Genomic DNA, 18,982 nt, shown 5'->3' with positions numbered 1-18,982 from the left:
ATGCCCAGGGTCACGACCACCAACGTCCTCGCCGGCGTGGCCGGTGCCGCCGCCGTCACGCTCGCCGGATTCGGCGCCAACGCAGCGCTCGCCGAGAGCACGCCCACCCCCGCAGCGTCCTCGTCGACGTCGACCGAGCAGCCCGGCACCCCCGCCGATGGCCCCGGGCGCGGTGGCCGCGGCCACGGTGGCATGAAGGGCGCCGACGGCGCCGCGCTCGCCGAGGCGCTCGGCCTCGACGAGGCCAAGGTCAAGGCCGCCATCGACAAGGTGCGCGAGGCGAACCGCCCGACCGAGAAGCCCGCCGAGGGCACCGCGCCCAGCGAGCCCGACCGCGAGGCCAGGCGGACGGCATACGTCGCGGCCCTGGCCAAGGAGCTCGGGATCACCGAGGGCAGGCTCACCGCCGCGCTCGAGGAGGTGCGTGACGCGCACCGCGCCGAGCACCGCACGCGGCTGGGGGAGCGCCTCGACGAGGCCGTCTCCGACGGCAAGCTCACCGCCGCCGACAAGGCGTCGGTGCTCAAGGCGTTCGACGCCGGCGTGCTCGGCGGCGGTCCTCGCTGACGTCGAGACCTCACGCACGCAGAGAGCCCTCGCGGGCCAGGGAGCCGCGGGGGCTCTCGCGAGCCGACCGCCCCGAAAGTGCTCGCGCCTCAACCGGTTGGCCCCGTCGGCCGTGGGTACGGTCGAACCATGCCTCACGACGAGACGAGCACGACCAAGGCCCGCACGGCACCCGACGAGAACTCGGACGCGAAGCCCGACTCGTTGGGTGACATCACCAAGCCCTCGTGGAAGTACACGGCGAAGAAGGCTTGGGCGGAGTTCACCGCGGACGGCTGCACCGACCTCGCGGCCGCGCTGACCTACTACTCCGTGCTGTCGCTCTTCCCGGCCCTCCTCGCCCTCGTCTCGTTGCTCGGGGTCTTCGGTCAGGGCGAGAGCACGACGACGGCGCTGCTCGACATGGTGCGCGACCTCGGGCAGGCCAGCGCGGCAGACCAGCTCGAGGGGCCGATCAGCCAGATGACCCAGGCCAACGCGGCAGGCTTCGCCCTCGTCGCCGGTCTCGCCGGCGCCCTGTGGTCGGCGTCGGGCTACGTCGGCGCCTTCGGTCGGGCCATGAACCGGATCTACCAGATCGACGAGGGCCGTCCGTTCTGGAAGCTCCGTCCGGTCCAGCTGCTCATCACCCTCGTCGGCGTCCTCATGGTGGCGCTCGTGCTCCTGGCGCTCGTCGTCAGCGGGCCGCTCGCCGAGACCGTGGGCGAGGCAATCGGCCTGGGGTCGACCGCGGTGACGGTCTGGAACATCGCCAAGTGGCCGGTCATCCTGCTCGTCGTCGTCGTCCTCGTGGCGCTGCTCTACTACTCCACGCCCAACGTCAAGCAGCCGAAGTTCCGCTGGGTCAGCGTCGGCGCGGCGATCGCCATCGTCACCTGGGTGCTCGCCTCGGTCGTCTTCGGCTTCTACGTCGCCAACTTCGGCTCCTACAACAAGACCTACGGGTCGCTGGCCGGCGTCATCGTCTTCCTGCTGTGGCTGTGGATCACCAACCTCGCGCTGCTCTTCGGCGCCGAGGTCGACTCCGAGCTCGAGCGCTCGCGCCAGCTCCAGGCCGGCATCGAGGCCGAAGAGACCCTCCAGCTGCCGCCGAGGGACGACACCGCGTCCGAGAAGCGTCGTCGCAAGCACGAGGAGCACCTCGAGGAGGGTCGCCGCCTGCGCGAGGAGGCCACTGCGGACGACGACGAGCCTCGGCACGAGGCGACCTCCCGCTGACGGGGGAGCGACGACGCGCCATCGGCGCCGGTATGCCGTGCGCGTCCGGCTCGATTTGGTAGGTCGCCACCGCCTCTGGCACACTTGTCAGGTTGCTTGGTGCGGGACGCCGTCCCCTCGACCCGGTCGAGGAGACACCGAACCGCCACTGCACGTGACAACGCATCGAACCGGCTACGCCGGGGCGACACACGGCAGGCCAGAGCAGCTCCGGATTCCCGGAGCTTCGATCCACCCGACGACCACACGCAGAACGCGTATGCCGTCGAACCGCGGAGCGGGCGCGACACGCCCGACCTCGGGGGTCGGACTGGGAACCGGCCACAGACAGAAGTAAGAAGACGGCGAGAGAGAGACGGAAGCCAAGATGGCGGGACAGAAGATCCGCATCCGCTTGAAGTCGTATGACCACGAGGTCATCGACAACTCGGCGCGGAAGATCGTCGACACGGTGACCCGTGCCGGCGCGACGGTGGTCGGCCCTGTGCCGCTGCCCACGGAGAAGAACGTCTTCGTGGTCATCCGTTCGCCGCACAAGTACAAGGACAGCCGCGAGCACTTCGAGATGCGCACCCACAAGCGCCTCATCGACATCATCGACCCGACGCCCAAGGCCGTCGACTCGCTGATGCGTCTCGACCTGCCGGCTGACGTCAACATCGAGATCAAGCTCTGAGGGTTGACTGATGACTGACATTGCTACCAAGACCGTGAAGGGCGTGCTGGGCAAGAAGCTCGGCATGACCCAGGTGTGGGACGCCGACAACAAGCTCGTCCCCGTCACCGTCATCGAGGCAGGCCCCTGCGTCGTCACGCAGGTGCGCAACGCCGACACCGATGGCTACAGCGCCGTCCAGATCGCCTTCGGTGCGATCGACCCGCGCAAGGTGACCAAGCCGCTCACCGGCCACTTCGAGAAGGCCGGCGTCACGCCGCGCCGCCACCTCGTCGAGCTCCGCACCGCGGACGCCGCCGAGTACTCGCTGGGCCAGGAGCTCACCGCCGAGACGTTCGAGGCCGGTGCCTCGGTCGACGTCTCCGGCACCACCAAGGGCAAGGGCTTCGCCGGTGTCATGAAGCGTCACGGCTTCCACGGCGTCTCGTCCTCCCACGGTGCGCACAAGAACCACCGCAAGCCGGGCTCCATCGGTGGCTGCGCCACCCCGGGTCGTGTCTTCAAGGGCATGCGCATGGCCGGCCGCATGGGTGGCGTGCGCCAGACCACCCAGAACCTCACGATCCACGCCGTGGACGCCGAGAAGGGCCTGCTGCTCGTCAAGGGCGCCGTCCCCGGTCCCCGCGGTGCGGTCGTGCTCGTCCGCAACGCCGTGAAGGGAGCGTGACCCGGATGGCTACCGCCAAGACCGTGAACGCTGACCTGCCCGCCGAGATCTTCGACGTGCAGACCAACGTCCCGCTCATCCACCAGGTCGTCGTCGCCCAGCTCGCCGCCGCGCGCCAGGGCACGCACTCGACCAAGTCCCGCGGCGAGGTCCGCGGTGGTGGACGCAAGCCGCACCGCCAGAAGGGCACCGGTCGCGCCCGTGCGGGCTCGACCCGCGCGCCGCACTGGACCGGTGGTGGTGTCGTGCACGGGCCGACGCCGCGTGACTACGCGCAGCGCACCCCCAAGAAGATGAAGGCCGCCGCCCTGCGTGGCGCCCTCTCCGACCGCGCCCGCAACGGCCGCATCCACGTCGTCGCCTCGCTCGTCACGGGTGACGCGCCGTCGACCAAGGACGCCGCCGCGCTGCTCACCGGCCTCACCGACCGACCGAACCTGCTCGTCGTCCTCGACCGCAGCGACATCGTGTCGATGAAGTCGGTCCGCAACCTGGACCACGTCCACGTCATCGCGGTCGACCAGCTCAACACCTACGACGTCCTCTGCGCCGACGACGTGGTCTTCACCCAGGCCGCGCTCGACACCTTCGTCGCCGGTCCAGCCGCTGCGGTCAAGCCGCTCGACGCCACCGTCGTCACCGAGGCGCCCGCCGCCGCGGCACCGGCCAAGGCCGAGAAGGCTCCGAAGGCCACCAAGGCTGCCAAGGTCGTCGAGACCGAGGCCGCCGCGGCCGACGCCGACGGTGGCTTCGGCCCCGACAGCGCCGCCGCCCTCGAGGACGGCTCCGCTCCCGCGGGCTTCGAGGTCAAGGGCAACAAGGACTCGATGAAGTACCACGTGCCCGGTTCGCGCTGGTACGACAACACCGAGGCCGAGGTGTGGTTCCGCACCGCTGAGGCCGCCAAGGCCGCCGGGTTCGTCCCGGCCGGCGGCGAGGCCGCTCAGAAGGTCTCCGAGGAGGAGGGCAAGTGAGCTCCGCATTCCAGGGGAAGAACCCCCGCGACATCCTGATCGCACCGGTCGTGTCCGAGAAGTCCTACGGGCTGCTCGACGAGGGCAAGTACACCTTCGTGGTCGACCCGCGTTCGAACAAGACCGAGATCAAGATCGCCGTCGAGCAGATCTTCAACGTCAAGGTCGACTCGGTCCACACGCTCAACCGCAAGGGCAAGACGCGCCGCACGCGCTTCGGCCTGGGCAAGCGCAAGGACACCAAGCGCGCGATCGTCACCCTCCGCGAGGGCACGATCGACATCTTCGGCAGCGCCGGCGCCTGAGAGACGACTGAGGAACTTAAGGAAACACGACATGGGTATCCGCAAGTACAAGCCGACGACGCCTGGCCGTCGCGGCTCCAGCGTCGCCGACTTCGTCGAGGTCACGCGCTCCACGCCTGAGAAGTCGCTCGTGCGCCCGCTCACCAAGAGCGGTGGCCGCAACAACAACGGCCGCATCACGACGCGTCACATCGGTGGTGGCCACAAGCGCGCCTACCGCCTCATCGACTTCCGTCGCCACGACAAGGACGGCGTGCCGGCCAAGGTCGCTCACATCGAGTACGACCCCAACCGCACCGCCCGCATCGCACTGCTGCACTACGCCGACGGTGAGAAGCGCTACATCCTGGCCCCCAAGGGTCTCGAGCAGGGCGCCAACATCGAGAACGGCCCCGGCGCCGACATCAAGCCCGGCAACAGCCTGCCGCTGCGCAACATCCCGACCGGTACGGTCATCCACGCCGTCGAGCTCCGCCCCGGTGGCGGCGCGAAGATCGCGCGTTCGGCCGGCGTCCGCGTCCAGCTCGTCGCCAAGGACGGTCCCTACGCCCAGCTGCGTATGCCGTCCGGCGAGATCCGCAACGTCGACGCGCGCTGCCGCGCGACGATCGGCGAGGTCGGCAACGCCGAGCAGTCCAACATCAACTGGGGCAAGGCCGGCCGCATGCGCTGGAAGGGCAAGCGCCCGACCGTCCGTGGTGTCGTCATGAACCCGGTCGACCACCCGCACGGTGGTGGCGAGGGCCGCACCTCCGGTGGTCGCCACCCGGTGAGCCCGTGGGGCAAGCCCGAGGGCCGCACCCGCCGCCCCGGCAAGCCCAGCGACAAGATGATCGTCCGCCGACGCCGCACCGGCAAGAAGCGCTGACAAGGAGCCATTGACACATGCCTCGTAGCTTGAAGAAGGGCCCCTTCATCGACGACCACCTTCAGAAGAAGGTCGACGTCCAGAACGAAGCGGGCACCAAGAACGTCATCAAGACCTGGTCGCGCCGTTCGGTCATCAGCCCGGACATGCTCGGCCACACCCTCGCCGTCCACGACGGCCGCAAGCACGTCCCGGTGTTCGTCACCGAGTCGATGGTCGGCCACAAGCTCGGCGAGTTCGCACCCACGCGCACCTTCAAGGGTCACGTGAAGGACGACAAGAAGGGCCGGCGCCGCTGATGGCCACCAACACCACCCAGACCGCCGAGGTCACCCTGGAGGCTCGGGCCCAGGCCCGCCACGTCCGGGTGACCCCGCAGAAGGCGCGTCGCGTCATCGACCTCATCCGCGGTCGCAACGCCAGCGAGGCCATCGCCACGCTGCGCTTCGCCCCGCAGTCGGCGTCCGACCCGATCCTCAAGGTGCTCGAGAGCGCCATCGCCAACGCCCGCGTCAAGGCCGACAAGACGGCCGAGCGCTTCGACGAGCGCGAGCTCGTCATCACGTCGGCGTTCGTCGACGAGGGCGCCACGATGAAGCGGTTCCGTCCGCGCGCACAGGGTCGCGCGTCCCGCATCAACAAGCGCACGAGCCACATCACCGTGGTCGTCGCGCCCAAGCGTCAGAACAACAACTCGAAGGGAGGCCGCTGAACATGGGTCAGAAGGTCAACCCGCACGGCTTCCGTCTGGGTATCACGTCCGAGCACCGCAGCCGCTGGTTCGCTGACTCCACCAAGGAGGGTCAGCGCTACCGCGACTACGTCAAGGAGGACGTCGCCATCCGCAAGCTCATGTCCGAGGGCATGGAGCGCGCGGGCATCTCCAAGGTCGAGATCGAGCGCACCCGTGACCGCGTCCGCGTGGACATCCACACGGCGCGCCCGGGCATCGTCATCGGTCGCCGTGGCGCCGAGGCCGACCGCATCCGCGGCGAGCTCGAGAAGCTCACGGGCAAGCAGGTGCAGCTCAACATCCTCGAGGTCAAGAACCCCGAGACCGACGCGCAGCTCGTCGCCCAGGGCGTCGCGGAGCAGCTCTCTGCCCGCGTCTCCTTCCGTCGCGCCATGCGCAAGAGCATGCAGTCGGCCACCCGCGCCGGTGCCAAGGGCATCCGCGTCCAGGTCTCCGGCCGTCTCGGCGGCGCCGAGATGTCCCGCACCGAGTTCTACCGCGAGGGTCGCGTGCCGCTGCACACCCTCCGCGCGAACATCGACGTGGGCTTCTACGAGGCCCGCACCACCTTCGGCCGCATCGGCGTGAAGGTCTGGATCTACAAGGGTGACCTCACCGCGCGTGAGCTCGCTGCCCAGCAGGCCACCGCGCCTCGCCAGGGCCGTGGCCCGCGTCGTGACGGCGCCGACCGTCCCGCCCGCGCCCGTCGTGGCGACCGTGCCGAGAACACCGGCGCGGCGTCCACGGGTGAAGCCCCTGCCGCCACCACCCCGGCGGAGAACACCGAGGGAGCGTCCAGCTGATGTTGATTCCCCGTCGCGTCAAGCACCGCAAGCAGCACCACCCGGGTCGCTCGGGCGCTGCCAAGGGTGGGACGTCCATCGCGTTCGGTGACTACGGCCTCCAGGCTCTCGAGCCGGCCTACGTCACCAACCGTCAGATCGAGTCCGCGCGTATCGCGATGACTCGCTACATGAAGCGTGGCGGCAAGGTGTGGATCAACATCTACCCGGACCGCCCGCTCACCAAGAAGCCGGCTGAGACCCGCATGGGTTCCGGTAAGGGTTCGCCCGAGTGGTGGATCGCCAACGTCAAGCCCGGACGCATCATGTTCGAGATCTCCGGTGTGTCCGAGGAGGTCGCGCGCGAAGCCATGCGCCTGGCCATGCACAAGCTGCCGATGAAGTGCCGCTTCGTCCAGCGTGAGGGTGGTGACTTCTGATGGCAGTCGGTTCCAAGGACCTGATCTCCAAGGAGCTTCGTGGGTTCGACGACGAGCGTCTCGTCGACGAGCTGCGCAAGGCCAAGGAGGAGCTGTTCAACCTGCGGTTCCAGTCCGCGACCGGTCAGCTCGACAACCACGGCCGTCTGCGCGCCGTCCGCAAGGACATCGCGCGGATCTACACCGAGATGCGTGAGCGCGAGCTCGGCATTGGCTCCGCCCCGGCCGAGTCGGAGGAGAGCAAGTGAGCGACAACGTGAAGGACGAGAACGTGACCGGCGAGCAGACCGAGACCACTCGGAACTACCGCAAGACCCGCCAGGGCTACGTCGTCAGCGACAAGATGGACAAGACCGTCGTCGTCGAGGTCGAGGACCGCGTCAAGCACGCCCTCTACGGCAAGGTCATGCGCCGCTCGGCCAAGATCAAGGCCCACGACGAGGAGAACACCGCCGGCATCGGCGACCGCGTCCTCATCATGGAGACCCGCCCGCTCTCGGCGACGAAGCGCTGGCGCCTCGTCGAGATCCTCGAGAAGGCCAAGTAAAGCTTTGCGGGGGGCTCCGGCCCCCCGCGACCCCCGAAGTTCGGCCAGGCTCTGCCGCCCTCAGGCCAGCAGAGAACCAGCACGACGTATAGGAGACAGATAAGTGATCCAGCAGGAGTCGCGAGTGCGCGTCGCCGACAACACCGGTGCCAAGGAGATCTTGTGCATCCGTGTTCTCGGTGGCTCGGGTCGCCGGTATGCCGGTATTGGCGACACGATCGTCGCCACGGTGAAGGACGCCATCCCCGGTGGCAACGTCAAGAAGGGCGACGTGGTCAAGGCCGTCATCGTCCGCACGAAGAAGGAGCGCCGTCGCGCCGACGGTTCCTACATCAAGTTCGATGAGAACGCCGCAGTGATCCTCAAGACCGACGGTGACCCCCGTGGTACCCGCATCTTCGGCCCGGTGGGCCGCGAGCTTCGCGACAAGAAGTTCATGAAGATCATCTCGCTGGCCCCGGAGGTGCTCTGAGCCATGGCGAAGTTCCGCATCAAGAAGGGTGACACCGTCCAGGTGCTCACCGGCAAGGACAAGGGTTCGACCGGCAAGGTCATCGCGGTCTATCGCGAGAACGACCGCGTCCTCGTCGAGGGCGTCAACCGCGTCACCCGCCACACCAAGGCCGGCCAGACTGCCCGTGGCAGCCAGACCGGTGGCCTCGTCGTCCAGGAGGCGCCGATCCACGTGAGCAACGTGCAGGTCGTCGACCCCTCCGACAAGAAGCCGACCCGTACCAAGACCCGCGTCGAGACCGTCGAGCGTGACGGACGCCAGAAGGCCGTCCGGACCCGCGTCGGCGTGCGCTCGGGCAAGGACCTGTGAGCCCGATGACCGAAACCACCACCACGGCGAGCCCGCGCCTCAAGCAGCGCTACGCGGACGAGATCCGCGCCGGCCTCCTCGAGCAGTTCGGCTACGCCAACGTCATGCAGGTTCCCGGCGTCGTCAAGGTCGTCGTCAACATGGGTGTCGGCGACGCGGCCAAGGACAGCAAGCTCATCGAGGGCGCGGTCCGCGACCTCACGGCGATCACCGGCCAGAAGCCGGTCGTCACCAAGGCCCGCAAGTCCATCGCCCAGTTCAAGCTGCGTGAGGGCATGCCGATCGGCACGCACACCACGCTGCGTGGCGACCGCATGTGGGAGTTCCTCGACCGCCTCATCTCGGTCGCGCTTCCCCGCATCCGTGACTTCCGTGGCATGAGCCCCAAGCAGTTCGACGGTCGCGGCAACTACACCTTCGGCCTCACGGAGCAGTCGATGTTCCACGAGATCGACCAGGACAAGATCGACCGCGTGCGCGGCATGGACATCACCATCGTCACCACCGCGACGAACGACGACGAGGGACGCGCGCTGCTCAAGGCGCTCGGCATGCCCTTCAAGGAGAACTGACATGGCCAAGACCGCTCTTGTCAACAAGGCGAACAAGAAGCCGAAGTTCAAGGTGCGCGGCTACACGCGCTGCCAGCGCTGCGGCCGTCCCCACTCGGTCTACCGCAAGTTCGGCCTGTGCCGGATCTGCCTCCGGGAGATGGCCCACCGCGGCGAGCTCCCCGGCGTGACCAAGTCGTCCTGGTGACGTTGCTCCAGAACTGAACATCCCCGGTATGCCGTGGGGCACGAGCCCCGCGCACACCTCACCGCCGCGACCACGCGGCATACACACAAGACCATCTACATCGAAGGTCAGCCGGAGCCCAGCGCTCCGGATGAAACCACGGTGAGAAGGGCGGAGAAGCCCAATGACAATGACTGACCCGATTGCGGACATGTTGACCCGCGTCCGGAACGCCAACTCGGCGCACAAGGACACGGTCGCCATGCCGTTCAGCAAGCTCAAGTCGCACATCGCGGAGATCCTCGAGGCCGAGGGCTACATCTCCGGTTGGACCGTCGAGGACGCCGAGGTCGGCAAGACCCTGACGATCAACCTCAAGTACGGCCCCAACCGTGAGCGCTCCATCGCGGGTGTGCGCCGCGTGTCCAAGCCCGGACTGCGCGTCTACGCCAAGTCCACGAACCTCCCGAAGGTTCTCGGTGGTCTCGGTGTCGCGATCATCTCGACGTCGTCCGGTCTGCTCACCGACAAGCAGGCCGCCAACAAGGGTGTGGGTGGGGAAGTCCTCGCCTACATCTGGTAAGGGGATCTGACATGTCGCGCATCGGACGTCTTCCGGTTGCCATCCCCTCGGGTGTCGAGATCAACGTCGAGGGCCAGACCGTCAAGGTCAAGGGTCCCAAGGGCGAGCTCGCGCACACCGTGGCCCAGCCCATCAAGGTCGAGAAGACCGACGGCGAGGTCCAGGTGTCCCGTCCCAACGACGAGCGCGAGTCGCGTTCGCTCCACGGACTGACCCGCTCGCTCATCAACAACATGGTTCTCGGTGTCACCGAGGGCTACGTCAAGAAGCTCGAGATCCACGGCACCGGTTACCGCGTGCAGAACAAGGGCGGTTCGCTCGAGTTCGCGCTCGGCTACTCGCACTCGATCACGGTCGAGCCGCCGCAGGGCATCACCTTCACCGTCGAGAACCCCACGCGGTTCCAGGTCGAGGGCATCGACAAGCAGCTCGTCGGTGAGGTTGCCGCCAACATTCGCAAGCTCCGCAAGCCCGACCCGTACAAGGGCAAGGGCGTGCGCTACGCCGGCGAGCACATCCGCCGCAAGGTCGGAAAGGCTGGTAAGTAAGCCATGGCAATGATCATCAAGCGTGCCAAGGGCAAGGTCGCCGCTCGCGGCCGTCGCCACGCCCGTCTGCGCAAGCAGGTCGCGGGTACGGCGGTCCGCCCCCGTCTGGTCGTGTCGCGCTCGTCGCGCCACGTCTTCGTCCAGGTCGTCGACGACACCGTGGGCAAGACCGTCGCCTCGGCGTCGACCATGGAGGCCGACGTCCGCTCCTTCGACGGTGACAAGACCGCCAAGGCCAAGAAGGTCGGCGAGCTCGTCGCCGAGCGTGCCAAGGCAGCCGGTGTCGAGGCCGTCGTCTTCGACCGTGGTGGCAACAAGTACCACGGTCGCGTTGCGGCCATCGCCGACGGCGCCCGCGAGGGTGGGCTGTCGCTGTGACCCACATGCTCTCCCACACCAGTGTTGAAATGAGGAACATCTGATGCCAGGACCCCAGCGTCGAGGCACCGGTCCCGCGTCCGACAACCGCAGCGACAACCGTGGCGGCGACCGTCGCGGTGGCCGTGGCGACGACCGCCGTGGCGGCGGTCGCGAGGTCGAGAAGAGCCAGTATCTCGAGCGCGTCGTGACCATCAACCGTGTCTCCAAGGTCGTCAAGGGTGGTCGTCGCTTCAGCTTCACCGCTCTCGTCGTCGTCGGTGACGGCGACGGCACCGTGGGCGTCGGCTACGGCAAGGCCAAGGAAGTTCCCGCCGCGATCGCCAAGGGTGTCGAGGAGGCCAAGAAGGAGTTCTTCAAGGTCCCGCGCATCCAGGGCACGATCCCGCACCCCGTCCAGGGTGAGGCCGCTGCCGGCGTCGTCATGCTCCGTCCCGCCAGCCCCGGTACCGGTGTCATCGCCGGTGGCCCGGTGCGTGCGGTGCTCGAGTGCGCCGGCGTCCACGACGTGCTCTCCAAGAGCCTCGGTTCGTCCAACGCGATCAACATCGTCCACGCCACCGTGCAGGCCCTCAAGGAGCTCGAGCGTCCGGAGTCCGTGGCCGCGCGCCGTGGCCTCCCCGTGGACCACGTCGCCCCCGCCGCGATGCTGCGCGCCCAGGCCGCCGGTGTGGCCGAGGCCCGTGACGCCGCGAAGGCAGGTGCCTGATGGCCCGTCTCAAGGTGACCCAGACCCGTTCGGAGATCGGCGGCAAGCAGAACCAGCGCGACACGCTGCGCAGCCTCGGTCTCAAGCGCATCGGCGACGTCGTCGTCAAGGAGGACCGTCCCGAGATCCGCGGGATGGTCAAGACGGTGACGCACCTCGTCGCCGTCGAGGAGGTTGAGTGATCATGGCCGACAAGAAGGCTGACGTGGAGCAGAAGGCAACCGCTCTCAAGGTCCACCACCTGCGTCCGGCCCCCGGCGCCAAGACCGCCAAGACCCGTGTCGGTCGTGGTGAGGGCTCCAAGGGCAAGACCGCTGGTCGCGGTACCAAGGGCTCGAAGGCCCGCTACCAGGTTCCGGAGCGCTTCGAGGGTGGCTCGACCCCCCTCCACATGCGTCTCCCGAAGCTGCGCGGCTTCAAGAACCCGTTCAAGACCGAGTACCAGGTCGTGAACCTCGACAAGCTGTCGTCGCTCTACCCCGACGGCGGCGACGTCACGGTCGAGGACCTCGTGTCCAAGGGTGCGGTGCGTCGTGGCCACCTCGTCAAGGTGCTCGGCACCGGCGAGATCTCGGTCGCGGTCAACGTCACCGCCGACAAGTTCTCGGCGACCGCCAAGGAGAAGATCGAGGCCGCTGGCGGCTCGACCAGCTCGGGCGAGTCCGCCTGACCTGCACCTGCATGGTGCGTATGCCGCAGGGCGCGGTTCCCGGAGGCGATCTCCGGAACTCGCCTTGCGGCATACGTCGTTCAACCCCCACTGAGGGCGGCGGTCACTGACCGCCCTCCCCACCGGGGTATCTTGTTCGTCGATCACCACGACGGTGTGGCCACAGCCGCACCGCACGACGCGGCACCTGCCGCCCACCTGGAGGACCTGTGCTCACCGCCTTCGGCCGCGCGTTCAAGACGCCCGACCTGCGCAGGAAGATCCTGTTCACCCTCGCGATCATCGCGATCTACCGGCTCGGCGCCCACGTGCCGACGCCCGGCGTGAGCTACTCGCTCATCCAGGCGTGCCAGAAGGGTGCAGGCGACGCCAACGACCTGCTGGGCCTGGCGAACCTGTTCAGTGGTGGAGCGCTGCTCCAGCTGAGCATCTTCGCGCTCGGGATCATGCCCTACATCACGGCGAGCATCATCATCCAGCTGCTCACCGTCGTCATCCCGAAGTTCGAGGCGCTCAAGAAGGAGGGCCAGGCCGGGCAGTCGAAGATGACGCAGTACACGCGCTATCTCACGATCGCGCTCGCCGTGCTCCAGTCGGCCACCTTCATCACCTTCGCGCAGAATCCGTCGCAGCTGTTCGCCAACCCGGCGTGCACCAACATCCTCACGGACGACTCGCTCGTGACGATCCTCATCATGGTGCTCACGATGACGGCCGGCACCGGCCTCGTCATGTGGCTCGGTGAGCTCGTCACCGACAAGGGTGTCGGCAACGGCATGTCGATCCTCATCTTCACGTCGATCGCCGCGACCTTCCCCGGTGCGCTCTGGGCGATCCAGCAGCGCGAGGGCCGCTGGGACATCTTCCTGGGGATCATCCTCATGGGCTTCGTCATCATCGCGCTCGTCGTCTACGTCGAGCAGAGCCAGCGCCGCATCCCGGTCCAGTACGCCAAGCGGATGGTGGGGCGTCGCGTCTACGGCGGCACCTCGACCTACATCCCGCTCAAGGTCAACATGGCCGGCGTCATCCCCGTCATCTTCGCGAGCTCGCTCCTCGCCCTGCCGACGCTGCTCGCGCAGTTCAACCGCAAGGCCGACGGCTCGAGCCCCGGCTGGGTGAACTGGATCGACGCGAACTTCGCGGGCGGCGACACGTGGGAGTACGCCCTCACCTACGTCCTGCTCATCCTCTTCTTCACGTTCTTCTACGTGTCGATCACGTTCAACCCGACCGAGGTCGCCGACAACATGAAGAAGTACGGCGGCTTCATCCCGGGTATCCGCGCCGGGCGACCCACGGCCGAGTACCTGCAGTACGTCCTCACCCGCATCACCGTCCCGGGTGCGATCTACCTCGCGCTGATCTCGATCATCCCGCTCATCGCCCTCGTGCTCGTCGGCGCCAACCAGAACTTCCCGTTCGGTGGCACCTCGATCCTCATCATCGTCGGCGTCGGTCTTGAGACCGTGAAGCAGATCGAGTCCCAGCTGCAGCAGCGCCACTACGAAGGGTTCCTCAAGTAATGACGTCCACGGGCAGGCGCCTCATCATCCTCGGACCCCCGGGTGCGGGGAAGGGCACGCAGGCCGCGCGCATCGCCGAGCACTACGGGATCCCCGCGATCTCGACCGGCGACATCTTCCGCGCCAACATCAAGAACGGCACCGAGCTGGGCAAGCAGGTGCAGGAGATCACCGCCTCCGGCGGCTACGTCTCCGACGACATCACCAACGCCATCGTCGAGAACCGCCTGGGCGAGGACGACGCTCGCGAGGGCTTCCTGCTCGACGGCTACCCCCGCACCACCGGCCAGGTCACCGCACTCGACCGGATGCTCGGCAAGCACGACAACGGGATCGACAAGGTCCTCGCCCTCACCGTCGACGAGGACGCCGTCGTCTCGCGCCTGCTCAAGCGGGCCGAGATCGAGAACCGCCCCGACGACACCGAGGACGTCATCCGCGAGCGCCAGGCGATCTACCGCCGCGAGACCGCCCCGCTCGTCGAGCTCTATGCCGAGCGCGGCCTCCTCGTCGAGGTCGACGGCCTCGGTGAGGTCGGCGAAGTCACCGAGCGGATCATCGCCGCCCTGGCCTGACCGCCGCGGCAGGACCACGCACCACGCACCACCACGGCTCGCGAGCCGGGACGGTGCTCCCGAGCCGGATCGACCAGGCTCGCGAGCCGGCTCCCGGTTCGCGAGCCGTGCGGCGTCTCAGAGCACGATGTACTGGCGCCCGTCGAGGAGCTCGCGCACGGCGTCGAGCTGCCCGGCGTGGGTCGCCGTCTCGACGACGACGTGCTGGACGACGCTGCGCACGTCGGCGAAGCGTCCGGCGGGCCAGTCGGACTCCCGGTGGGCCGGGGCCGCGTCCAGGGAGACGCCGGCGAGGATGCGGTCCGAGACCTGCGCCGCGGACCGGTAGGCCCCGAGCACCTCCTCGACGGTCTCGTCGTCGCGCACGAGCCAGTCGCCCCGCTCACCCTGGGGCCACCAGTCGAGCGGGCCTCCCGCAACGACGACCTCGAACCAGTAGCGCTCATCCGAGAGTGTGAGGTGGCGGACCAGCCCGAGCGGCGTCCACCCCGACGGCAGGACGGGGCGCCGCAGCGACGCGTCGTCGAGGCCCTCGAGCTGGTCGAGGACGTGGGTCCGGGCTCCGTGGAGCGCGCCGAGGAGGGTCTCGCGTTCGGTGGGCACCCGACGAGCCTAGGTGCGCAGGCCGGCCAGGCGCCCGGCGGAGGACCGGGCGCCGGACGCGGGAATGGGCGGACGGCATACGTGGTTGGTTGAATCGTGAATCAACTGAGCATCATCGTGTCCAGCACCCGCCCCGGCCGCATCGGCGACAAGGTCACCTCCTGGGTGAGCGAGCAGGCCGACGCCGAGCAGTGGCAGGTCAAGGTCCTCGACCTCGCCGAGATCGACCTGCCGTTCTTCGACGAGGAGGACATGCCCAAGAACGGCAACTACGCCAAGCCGCACACCCAGGCATGGGCGAGCGCGGTCTTCGAGTCCGACGCCATCGTCGTCGTGACGCCGCAGTACAACCGCAGCTTCCCGGCGCCGATCAAGAACGCCGTCGACTACCTCTTCGCCGAGTGGCACTCGAAGCCGATCGGCATCGTCGGCTACGGCTGGAGCGGTGCCGGGGACGCCCGCGCCGACCTCGCGAAGGTGCTCACCCACGTCCAGGCCGACGTCGTCGGCGACCTCGGGCTCACCTTCCCCGAGCAGCTCACGGTCGACGGCTCGGTCGTCGACGCCGGTGAGGTCGCGACGGGTGAGCTCCGCGAGCTGCTCGCCGACCTGCACGCCCGGGTCGGCGACCTCGCCGAGGCGCGTTCCTGACCGCTCCCGAACCACCCCTCACGCGGCTCCCGCACCCCCACGACGATTCGGGGGAGCGGGAGCCGCGGCGGTAGGTTGCCCTCCATGGGACTGTTCGGACGTGAGCGCATCGAGGCCAAGACTCACGAGCAGGTGGTGCTCATGCGCACCGCCGGACTCCTCGTCGGCCGCACCCTCGAGCTCGTGCGCGACTCCGTCCGGCCGGGCATGACGACCAAGGAGCTCGACGCCCTCGCCGAGGCCCACATCCGCGACGGTGGCGGCACCCCGAGCTTCCTCGGCTACCACGGCTTCACCGGCACCCTCTGCACCTCCGTCAACGAGGAGGTCGTCCACGGCATCCCCGGCTCGCGCGTCCTCGAGGAGGGAGACCTGCTCTCGATCGACTGCGGCGCCATCGTCGAGGGCTGGCACGGCGACGCCGCGATCTCGGTCATCGTCGGCGGGCGCGAGGCCGGGCGCCCGGAGGACCTCGAGCTCATCGACGACACCGAAGCCTCGATGTGGGCCGGGATCGCCGCGCTCACCGTCGGCAAGAGCCTGTATGCCGTCGGCGCGGCAGTCGAGGACAGCCTCACGGAGGCGGGGGAGCGGCGCGGCCGGGAGTACGGCATCGTCGAGGACTACGTCGGGCACGGCATCGGCACGTCGATGCACATGGACCCGCAGGTCCCGAACTACCGCCTGAGCGGCAAGGGCCCGATCGTCGTCGACGCGACGACGGTCGCCATCGAGCCGATGGTCACCCTCGGCGACGAGGCCAACCGTGTCCTCGAGGACGACTGGACCGTCGTCACGAACGACGGGTCCCGCGCCAGCCACTGGGAGAACACCGTCGCGGCGACGTCGCAGGGTCTGTGGGTCCTCACCGCGGTCGACGGCGGCGAGTCGCGGCTGCGCGAGCTCGGCGCACCCTTCGCCCCACTGGCCTGAGGCTCCCGCCGGCCTGAGGCTCCCGCTGGCCTGAGGCTCCCGCTGGCCTGAGGCTCCCGCTGGCCTGCGGCTCCCGCCGGCCTGCGGCTCCCGCCGGCCTGAGGTTCCCCCTGGCCCGGGGCTGCGGAATGCCCACGTCCGGAAGGCGTTGAACGGGGCATGAAGCGCATCGGCTTTCTCTCGTTCGGTCACTGGAACCCGCACCCGCAGTCGGCGGTGCGCACGGCCTCGGACGTGCTGCTCCAGTCGGTCGAGCTCGCGGTCGCCGCGGAGGAGCTCGGTGCTGACGGCGCCTACTTCCGCGTGCACCACTTCGCCCAGCAGCTGGCCTCGCCCTTCCCGCTGCTCGCGGCTGCGGGCGCCCGCACGAGCCGCATCGAGCTCGGCACCGGCGTCATCGACATGCGCTACGAGAACCCGCTCTACATGGCCGAGGACGCCGGCGCCGCCGACCTCCTCGCGGGCGGCCGGCTCCAGCTCGGCATCAGCCGGGGGTCGCCCGAGCAGGTCGTCGAGGGCTACCGCCACTTCGGTCACGACCCGCTCGAGGGTGAGTCCGACGCGGACATGGCCCGACGGCACACGGCGAGGTTCCTCGAGCTCCTCGAGGGTGAGGGCTTCGCGCAGCCGAGCCCTCGGCCGATGTTCCCCAACCCGCCCGGCCTGCTGCGCGTCGAGCCGCACAGCGAGGGTCTGCGCGACCGCATCTGGTGGGGCGCCGGGACGCGCGCGACGGCGCAGTGGACCGCCGCGCAGGGGATGAACCTCATGAGCTCGACGCTGCTCACCGAGGACACCGGCGTGCCCTTCCACCAGCTGCAGGCCGAGCAGATCCAGGTCTTCCGCGATGCGTGGCGCGAGGCCGGCTGGCAGCGTGAACCGCGCGTGTCGGTGAGTCGCAGCATCTTCCCGCTCGTCAGCGCCGAGGACCACGCCTACTTCGGTGCCGACCGCGCGAGCAGCGACCAGGTCGGCATGATCGACGGCACGGTCGCACGCTTCGGCAAGTCGTATGCCGGGGAGCCGGACGACCTCGTCCGCCAGCTCGCCGAGGACGAGGCCATCGCTGCCGCGGACACCTTGCTGCTGACGATCCCGAACATGCTCGGCGTGGACTACAACGCCCACGTTCTCGAGAGCATCCTGACCCACGTCTCCCCTGCCCTCGGATGGCGCGACTGACGGCTCGGTGAGCGCTCAGTCGCGGGGCACGTCGTAGACGAGGGCGACCGCGCCACCGTCGAAGGCGCGTTGCTCGCGCAGGTCGAGCCGCGAGGTCCAGGCGTCGGGCAGCCACCGCAGCCCGCCGCCGGCGACGTGCGGCACGACGTAGGCGGCGACCTCGTCGACGAGGCCGGCGCGTAGGGCGTGTCCGGCGAGGGTCGGGCCGCCGATGCTCACGTCGGTCGGGCTGTCGCGCACCAAGGCGGCGAGCCGGTCGAGGTCGAGCGTCGGCCAGAGCTCGGTGCGAGGCTCGGTCGGCGCCTCGAGCGTGCTCGAGACCACGACCTTGTCGGCCCGGCGCCACAGGGCGGCGAACTCATGGTGCTCCGGGGCGGCGTCGGGCTCGTCGTCGGCAGGGGAGTCCTGCCACCAGCGCATGACCTCCCACAGACCGCGGCCGTAGACGAAGCAGCCGACGTCGCGCTCCCGGTCGTTGACGTAGCCGTGGAGCTCATCGCTCGGCATGGCCCAGTCGAAGGAGCCGGAGGCGTCGCGCGCGTAGCCGTCGAGCGAGACGAGCATCCCGTAGCGCAGGCGCCCCATCACGCGGCCTTGCGGGTGAAGGTGAGGTGGGTGACGCCGCTCGTGGGGGAGGAGACCGCCTCGACGTCGAACTGTGCCTCGACCCCCTCCAGTCCCGTCCAGAGCGACTCACCGCGGCCGAGGACGATCGGCACGACGACGAGGTGCATGACGTCGACGAGGCCCGCGGCGAGGAAGTCGCGCACGGTCGAGGGTCCGCCCCCGATCCGGACGTCCTTGTCGCCCGCGGCCTCACGCGCGAGGCGCAGGGCCTCCTCGGGTGCGGCGTCGACGAAGTGGAAGGTCGTCCCGCCCGCCATCTCGATCGACGGCCGCGGGTGGTGGGTGAGGACGAAGACGGGTGTGTGGAAGGGCGGGTCGTCGCCCCACCACCCCTGCCAGTCCTCGTCGGTCCACTCGCCGGCATACGGCCAGAACTTGCGCCGCCCCATGATCTCGGCGCCCACCGAGCCGTCCCAGCCGCTCGCGCCCATGGCGCCGTCGACGCCGGTCGTGACCCGCTCGCCCCCGGGCTCGCCGGCGAAGAGCCACCGGTGCAGCCGCTCGCCGGCGTGCCCGAACGGCTCGTCGAGCGTCTGGGGCTCGCCGGTGCCGAACCCGTCGAGCGAGATGCTGAAGGCGTTGACGACGACACGTGACATGGGTGCTCCGGGGGGTCGGGTGGTGCCGGCTCGAACCCTCCCCACGGTAGGGGTCCGGGC

The 18,982-nt window shown here is 69.0% G+C and carries 31 protein-coding genes; 28 read left to right on the top strand and 3 right to left on the bottom strand.

Annotated elements, in window-relative coordinates:
• From ACOJV7_RS03665 to ACOJV7_RS03545, 25 genes are all read left to right on the top strand, one after another.
• Positions 1-567: a hypothetical protein gene (locus tag ACOJV7_RS03665; RefSeq protein WP_420188792.1), complete on the top strand. Its 567-nt coding sequence runs from the start codon at positions 1-3 to the stop codon at positions 565-567.
• Positions 568-696: 129 nt separating this feature from the next.
• Positions 697-1,785, top strand: coding sequence for a YihY/virulence factor BrkB family protein (locus ACOJV7_RS03660; RefSeq protein WP_420188791.1), 1,089 nt, complete (start codon positions 697-699; stop codon positions 1,783-1,785).
• 367 nt (positions 1,786-2,152) lie between these two features.
• Positions 2,153-2,461, top strand: coding sequence for a 30S ribosomal protein S10 (rpsJ, locus tag ACOJV7_RS03655; RefSeq protein ID WP_009775966.1), 309 nt, complete (start codon positions 2,153-2,155; stop codon positions 2,459-2,461).
• A gap of 10 nt (positions 2,462-2,471) precedes the next feature.
• Complete coding sequence (gene rplC / locus ACOJV7_RS03650; protein WP_420188790.1) at positions 2,472-3,128, top strand: 50S ribosomal protein L3; 657 nt, start codon at positions 2,472-2,474, stop codon at positions 3,126-3,128.
• A gap of 5 nt (positions 3,129-3,133) precedes the next feature.
• A complete protein-coding gene (gene rplD / locus ACOJV7_RS03645; RefSeq protein ID WP_420188789.1) occupies positions 3,134-4,102 on the top strand; it encodes a 50S ribosomal protein L4, sunset domain variant in 969 nt (322 codons plus the stop codon).
• Entirely contained in the window at positions 4,099-4,407 is a 309-nt protein-coding gene (gene rplW, locus ACOJV7_RS03640; RefSeq protein ID WP_035946954.1) for a 50S ribosomal protein L23, read from the top strand. The genes rplD and rplW overlap by 4 nt, the downstream gene beginning before the upstream one ends.
• Positions 4,408-4,438: 31 nt before the next feature.
• On the top strand, positions 4,439-5,275 hold the full coding sequence (gene rplB / locus ACOJV7_RS03635) for a 50S ribosomal protein L2 (RefSeq protein ID WP_147064754.1): 837 nt from the start codon (positions 4,439-4,441) through the stop codon (positions 5,273-5,275).
• A gap of 17 nt (positions 5,276-5,292) precedes the next feature.
• Positions 5,293-5,574, top strand: a complete 282-nt coding sequence (gene rpsS / locus ACOJV7_RS03630; RefSeq protein WP_009775961.1) for a 30S ribosomal protein S19 — start codon at positions 5,293-5,295, stop codon at positions 5,572-5,574.
• Positions 5,575-5,609: 35 nt separating this feature from the next.
• Positions 5,610-5,987 (top strand): 50S ribosomal protein L22, encoded by a 378-nt coding sequence (gene rplV / locus ACOJV7_RS03625; RefSeq protein ID WP_420190369.1) that lies wholly within the window; start codon positions 5,610-5,612, stop codon positions 5,985-5,987.
• Positions 5,988-5,989: 2 nt separating this feature from the next.
• On the top strand, positions 5,990-6,811 hold the full coding sequence (gene rpsC, locus ACOJV7_RS03620) for a 30S ribosomal protein S3 (protein ID WP_420188788.1): 822 nt from the start codon (positions 5,990-5,992) through the stop codon (positions 6,809-6,811).
• Complete coding sequence (gene rplP / locus ACOJV7_RS03615) at positions 6,811-7,230, top strand: 50S ribosomal protein L16 (RefSeq protein WP_035946960.1); 420 nt, start codon at positions 6,811-6,813, stop codon at positions 7,228-7,230. Before rpsC ends, rplP begins: the two co-directional genes overlap by 1 nt.
• Complete coding sequence (rpmC, locus tag ACOJV7_RS03610) at positions 7,230-7,478, top strand: 50S ribosomal protein L29 (protein ID WP_035946961.1); 249 nt, start codon at positions 7,230-7,232, stop codon at positions 7,476-7,478. The genes rplP and rpmC overlap by 1 nt, the downstream gene beginning before the upstream one ends.
• Positions 7,475-7,777 carry a 30S ribosomal protein S17 gene (rpsQ, locus tag ACOJV7_RS03605; protein ID WP_420188787.1) on the top strand — a complete coding sequence of 101 codons (303 nt, stop codon included), beginning with the start codon at positions 7,475-7,477 and terminating at the stop codon, positions 7,775-7,777. Before rpmC ends, rpsQ begins: the two co-directional genes overlap by 4 nt.
• A 103-nt stretch (positions 7,778-7,880) precedes the next feature.
• Complete coding sequence (rplN, locus tag ACOJV7_RS03600) at positions 7,881-8,249, top strand: 50S ribosomal protein L14 (RefSeq protein ID WP_035913313.1); 369 nt, start codon at positions 7,881-7,883, stop codon at positions 8,247-8,249.
• A 3-nt stretch (positions 8,250-8,252) separates the two neighbouring features.
• Positions 8,253-8,600, top strand: coding sequence for a 50S ribosomal protein L24 (rplX, locus tag ACOJV7_RS03595; RefSeq protein WP_035946962.1), 348 nt, complete (start codon positions 8,253-8,255; stop codon positions 8,598-8,600).
• 5 nt (positions 8,601-8,605) lie between these two features.
• Entirely contained in the window at positions 8,606-9,172 is a 567-nt protein-coding gene (gene rplE / locus ACOJV7_RS03590) for a 50S ribosomal protein L5 (RefSeq protein ID WP_420188786.1), read from the top strand.
• Between the two features lies 1 nt (position 9,173).
• Positions 9,174-9,359, top strand: coding sequence for a type Z 30S ribosomal protein S14 (locus tag ACOJV7_RS03585; RefSeq protein WP_035902511.1), 186 nt, complete (start codon positions 9,174-9,176; stop codon positions 9,357-9,359).
• Positions 9,360-9,522: 163 nt separating this feature from the next.
• Complete coding sequence (rpsH, locus tag ACOJV7_RS03580) at positions 9,523-9,921, top strand: 30S ribosomal protein S8 (RefSeq protein ID WP_420188785.1); 399 nt, start codon at positions 9,523-9,525, stop codon at positions 9,919-9,921.
• A gap of 11 nt (positions 9,922-9,932) precedes the next feature.
• Positions 9,933-10,469 carry a 50S ribosomal protein L6 gene (gene rplF, locus ACOJV7_RS03575; protein WP_420188784.1) on the top strand — a complete coding sequence of 179 codons (537 nt, stop codon included), beginning with the start codon at positions 9,933-9,935 and terminating at the stop codon, positions 10,467-10,469.
• A 3-nt stretch (positions 10,470-10,472) separates the two neighbouring features.
• Positions 10,473-10,847 carry a 50S ribosomal protein L18 gene (gene rplR, locus ACOJV7_RS03570; protein WP_420188783.1) on the top strand — a complete coding sequence of 125 codons (375 nt, stop codon included), beginning with the start codon at positions 10,473-10,475 and terminating at the stop codon, positions 10,845-10,847.
• A gap of 43 nt (positions 10,848-10,890) precedes the next feature.
• On the top strand, positions 10,891-11,556 hold the full coding sequence (gene rpsE, locus ACOJV7_RS03565; protein ID WP_420188782.1) for a 30S ribosomal protein S5: 666 nt from the start codon (positions 10,891-10,893) through the stop codon (positions 11,554-11,556).
• Positions 11,556-11,738, top strand: coding sequence for a 50S ribosomal protein L30 (rpmD, locus tag ACOJV7_RS03560; RefSeq protein WP_035931789.1), 183 nt, complete (start codon positions 11,556-11,558; stop codon positions 11,736-11,738). The genes rpsE and rpmD overlap by 1 nt, the downstream gene beginning before the upstream one ends.
• A gap of 2 nt (positions 11,739-11,740) precedes the next feature.
• The gene (gene rplO / locus ACOJV7_RS03555; RefSeq protein ID WP_420188781.1) at positions 11,741-12,226 is read left to right on the top strand and encodes a 50S ribosomal protein L15; all 486 of its coding nucleotides are present in this window, start codon (positions 11,741-11,743) and stop codon (positions 12,224-12,226) included.
• Positions 12,227-12,435: 209 nt separating this feature from the next.
• Entirely contained in the window at positions 12,436-13,752 is a 1,317-nt protein-coding gene (secY, locus tag ACOJV7_RS03550; RefSeq protein WP_420188780.1) for a preprotein translocase subunit SecY, read from the top strand.
• The gene (locus ACOJV7_RS03545; protein WP_420188779.1) at positions 13,752-14,327 is read left to right on the top strand and encodes an adenylate kinase; all 576 of its coding nucleotides are present in this window, start codon (positions 13,752-13,754) and stop codon (positions 14,325-14,327) included. The genes secY and ACOJV7_RS03545 overlap by 1 nt, the downstream gene beginning before the upstream one ends.
• A gap of 117 nt (positions 14,328-14,444) precedes the next feature.
• Here ACOJV7_RS03545 and ACOJV7_RS03540 read toward each other — a convergent pair whose 3' ends face one another.
• A complete protein-coding gene (locus tag ACOJV7_RS03540; RefSeq protein ID WP_420188778.1) occupies positions 14,445-14,930 on the bottom strand; it encodes a mycothiol transferase in 486 nt (161 codons plus the stop codon).
• A gap of 117 nt (positions 14,931-15,047) precedes the next feature.
• Here ACOJV7_RS03540 and ACOJV7_RS03535 point away from each other — a divergent pair, with 117 nt between their 5' ends.
• From ACOJV7_RS03535 to ACOJV7_RS03525, 3 genes are all read left to right on the top strand, one after another.
• Entirely contained in the window at positions 15,048-15,581 is a 534-nt protein-coding gene (locus tag ACOJV7_RS03535) for an NADPH-dependent FMN reductase (RefSeq protein WP_420188777.1), read from the top strand.
• A gap of 84 nt (positions 15,582-15,665) precedes the next feature.
• Positions 15,666-16,514: a type I methionyl aminopeptidase gene (map, locus tag ACOJV7_RS03530; RefSeq protein WP_420188776.1), complete on the top strand. Its 849-nt coding sequence runs from the start codon at positions 15,666-15,668 to the stop codon at positions 16,512-16,514.
• Positions 16,515-16,673: 159 nt separating this feature from the next.
• Positions 16,674-17,696: an LLM class flavin-dependent oxidoreductase gene (locus ACOJV7_RS03525; protein ID WP_420188775.1), complete on the top strand. Its 1,023-nt coding sequence runs from the start codon at positions 16,674-16,676 to the stop codon at positions 17,694-17,696.
• Positions 17,697-17,711: 15 nt separating this feature from the next.
• Here ACOJV7_RS03525 and ACOJV7_RS03520 read toward each other — a convergent pair whose 3' ends face one another.
• Together ACOJV7_RS03520 and ACOJV7_RS03515 are read right to left on the bottom strand one after the other, a co-directional pair.
• Positions 17,712-18,281, bottom strand: a complete 570-nt coding sequence (locus ACOJV7_RS03520; protein ID WP_420188774.1) for a dihydrofolate reductase family protein — start codon at positions 18,279-18,281, stop codon at positions 17,712-17,714.
• The gene (locus ACOJV7_RS03515; RefSeq protein ID WP_420188773.1) at positions 18,281-18,922 is read right to left on the bottom strand and encodes a dihydrofolate reductase family protein; all 642 of its coding nucleotides are present in this window, start codon (positions 18,920-18,922) and stop codon (positions 18,281-18,283) included. Before ACOJV7_RS03515 ends, ACOJV7_RS03520 begins: the two co-directional genes overlap by 1 nt.
• Between the last annotated feature and the right edge of the window lie 60 nt (positions 18,923-18,982).

Source organism: Knoellia tibetensis (assembly GCF_048606415.1).
Classification (GTDB): Bacteria; Actinomycetota; Actinomycetes; order Actinomycetales; family Dermatophilaceae; genus Knoellia; species Knoellia tibetensis.
Note: the sequence above shows the minus strand (reverse complement) of the source record. Positions and strands in the feature narration are given on the sequence as shown.

Bases quoted from the DNA above. Each gene is read 5' to 3' on its own strand.
- rplR (WP_420188783.1), top strand. From the start codon at position 10,473: ATGGCAATGATCATCAAGCGTGCCAAGGGCAAGGTCGCCGCTCGCGGC.
- rplB (WP_147064754.1), top strand. From the start codon at position 4,439: ATGGGTATCCGCAAGTACAAGCCGACGACGCCTGGCCGTCGCGGCTCC.
- ACOJV7_RS03545 (WP_420188779.1), top strand. From the start codon at position 13,752: ATGACGTCCACGGGCAGGCGCCTCATCATCCTCGGACCCCCGGGTGCG.
- rplF (WP_420188784.1), top strand. From the start codon at position 9,933: ATGTCGCGCATCGGACGTCTTCCGGTTGCCATCCCCTCGGGTGTCGAG.
- rplC (WP_420188790.1), top strand. From the start codon at position 2,472: ATGACTGACATTGCTACCAAGACCGTGAAGGGCGTGCTGGGCAAGAAG.
- ACOJV7_RS03515 (WP_420188773.1), bottom strand. From the start codon at position 18,922: ATGTCACGTGTCGTCGTCAACGCCTTCAGCATCTCGCTCGACGGGTTC.
- rpsC (WP_420188788.1), top strand. From the start codon at position 5,990: ATGGGTCAGAAGGTCAACCCGCACGGCTTCCGTCTGGGTATCACGTCC.
- ACOJV7_RS03660 (WP_420188791.1), top strand. From the start codon at position 697: ATGCCTCACGACGAGACGAGCACGACCAAGGCCCGCACGGCACCCGAC.
- ACOJV7_RS03520 (WP_420188774.1), bottom strand. From the start codon at position 18,281: ATGGGGCGCCTGCGCTACGGGATGCTCGTCTCGCTCGACGGCTACGCG.
- rpmC (WP_035946961.1), top strand. From the start codon at position 7,230: ATGGCAGTCGGTTCCAAGGACCTGATCTCCAAGGAGCTTCGTGGGTTC.
- rpsH (WP_420188785.1), top strand. From the start codon at position 9,523: ATGACAATGACTGACCCGATTGCGGACATGTTGACCCGCGTCCGGAAC.
- rplX (WP_035946962.1), top strand. From the start codon at position 8,253: ATGGCGAAGTTCCGCATCAAGAAGGGTGACACCGTCCAGGTGCTCACC.
- ACOJV7_RS03585 (WP_035902511.1), top strand. From the start codon at position 9,174: ATGGCCAAGACCGCTCTTGTCAACAAGGCGAACAAGAAGCCGAAGTTC.
- rpsJ (WP_009775966.1), top strand. From the start codon at position 2,153: ATGGCGGGACAGAAGATCCGCATCCGCTTGAAGTCGTATGACCACGAG.
- ACOJV7_RS03665 (WP_420188792.1), top strand. From the start codon at position 1: ATGCCCAGGGTCACGACCACCAACGTCCTCGCCGGCGTGGCCGGTGCC.
- rpsS (WP_009775961.1), top strand. From the start codon at position 5,293: ATGCCTCGTAGCTTGAAGAAGGGCCCCTTCATCGACGACCACCTTCAG.
- rplD (WP_420188789.1), top strand. From the start codon at position 3,134: ATGGCTACCGCCAAGACCGTGAACGCTGACCTGCCCGCCGAGATCTTC.
- rplP (WP_035946960.1), top strand. From the start codon at position 6,811: ATGTTGATTCCCCGTCGCGTCAAGCACCGCAAGCAGCACCACCCGGGT.
- ACOJV7_RS03525 (WP_420188775.1), top strand. From the start codon at position 16,674: ATGAAGCGCATCGGCTTTCTCTCGTTCGGTCACTGGAACCCGCACCCG.
- rplE (WP_420188786.1), top strand. From the start codon at position 8,606: ATGACCGAAACCACCACCACGGCGAGCCCGCGCCTCAAGCAGCGCTAC.
- rpmD (WP_035931789.1), top strand. From the start codon at position 11,556: ATGGCCCGTCTCAAGGTGACCCAGACCCGTTCGGAGATCGGCGGCAAG.
- map (WP_420188776.1), top strand. From the start codon at position 15,666: ATGGGACTGTTCGGACGTGAGCGCATCGAGGCCAAGACTCACGAGCAG.
- rplO (WP_420188781.1), top strand. From the start codon at position 11,741: ATGGCCGACAAGAAGGCTGACGTGGAGCAGAAGGCAACCGCTCTCAAG.
- rpsE (WP_420188782.1), top strand. From the start codon at position 10,891: ATGCCAGGACCCCAGCGTCGAGGCACCGGTCCCGCGTCCGACAACCGC.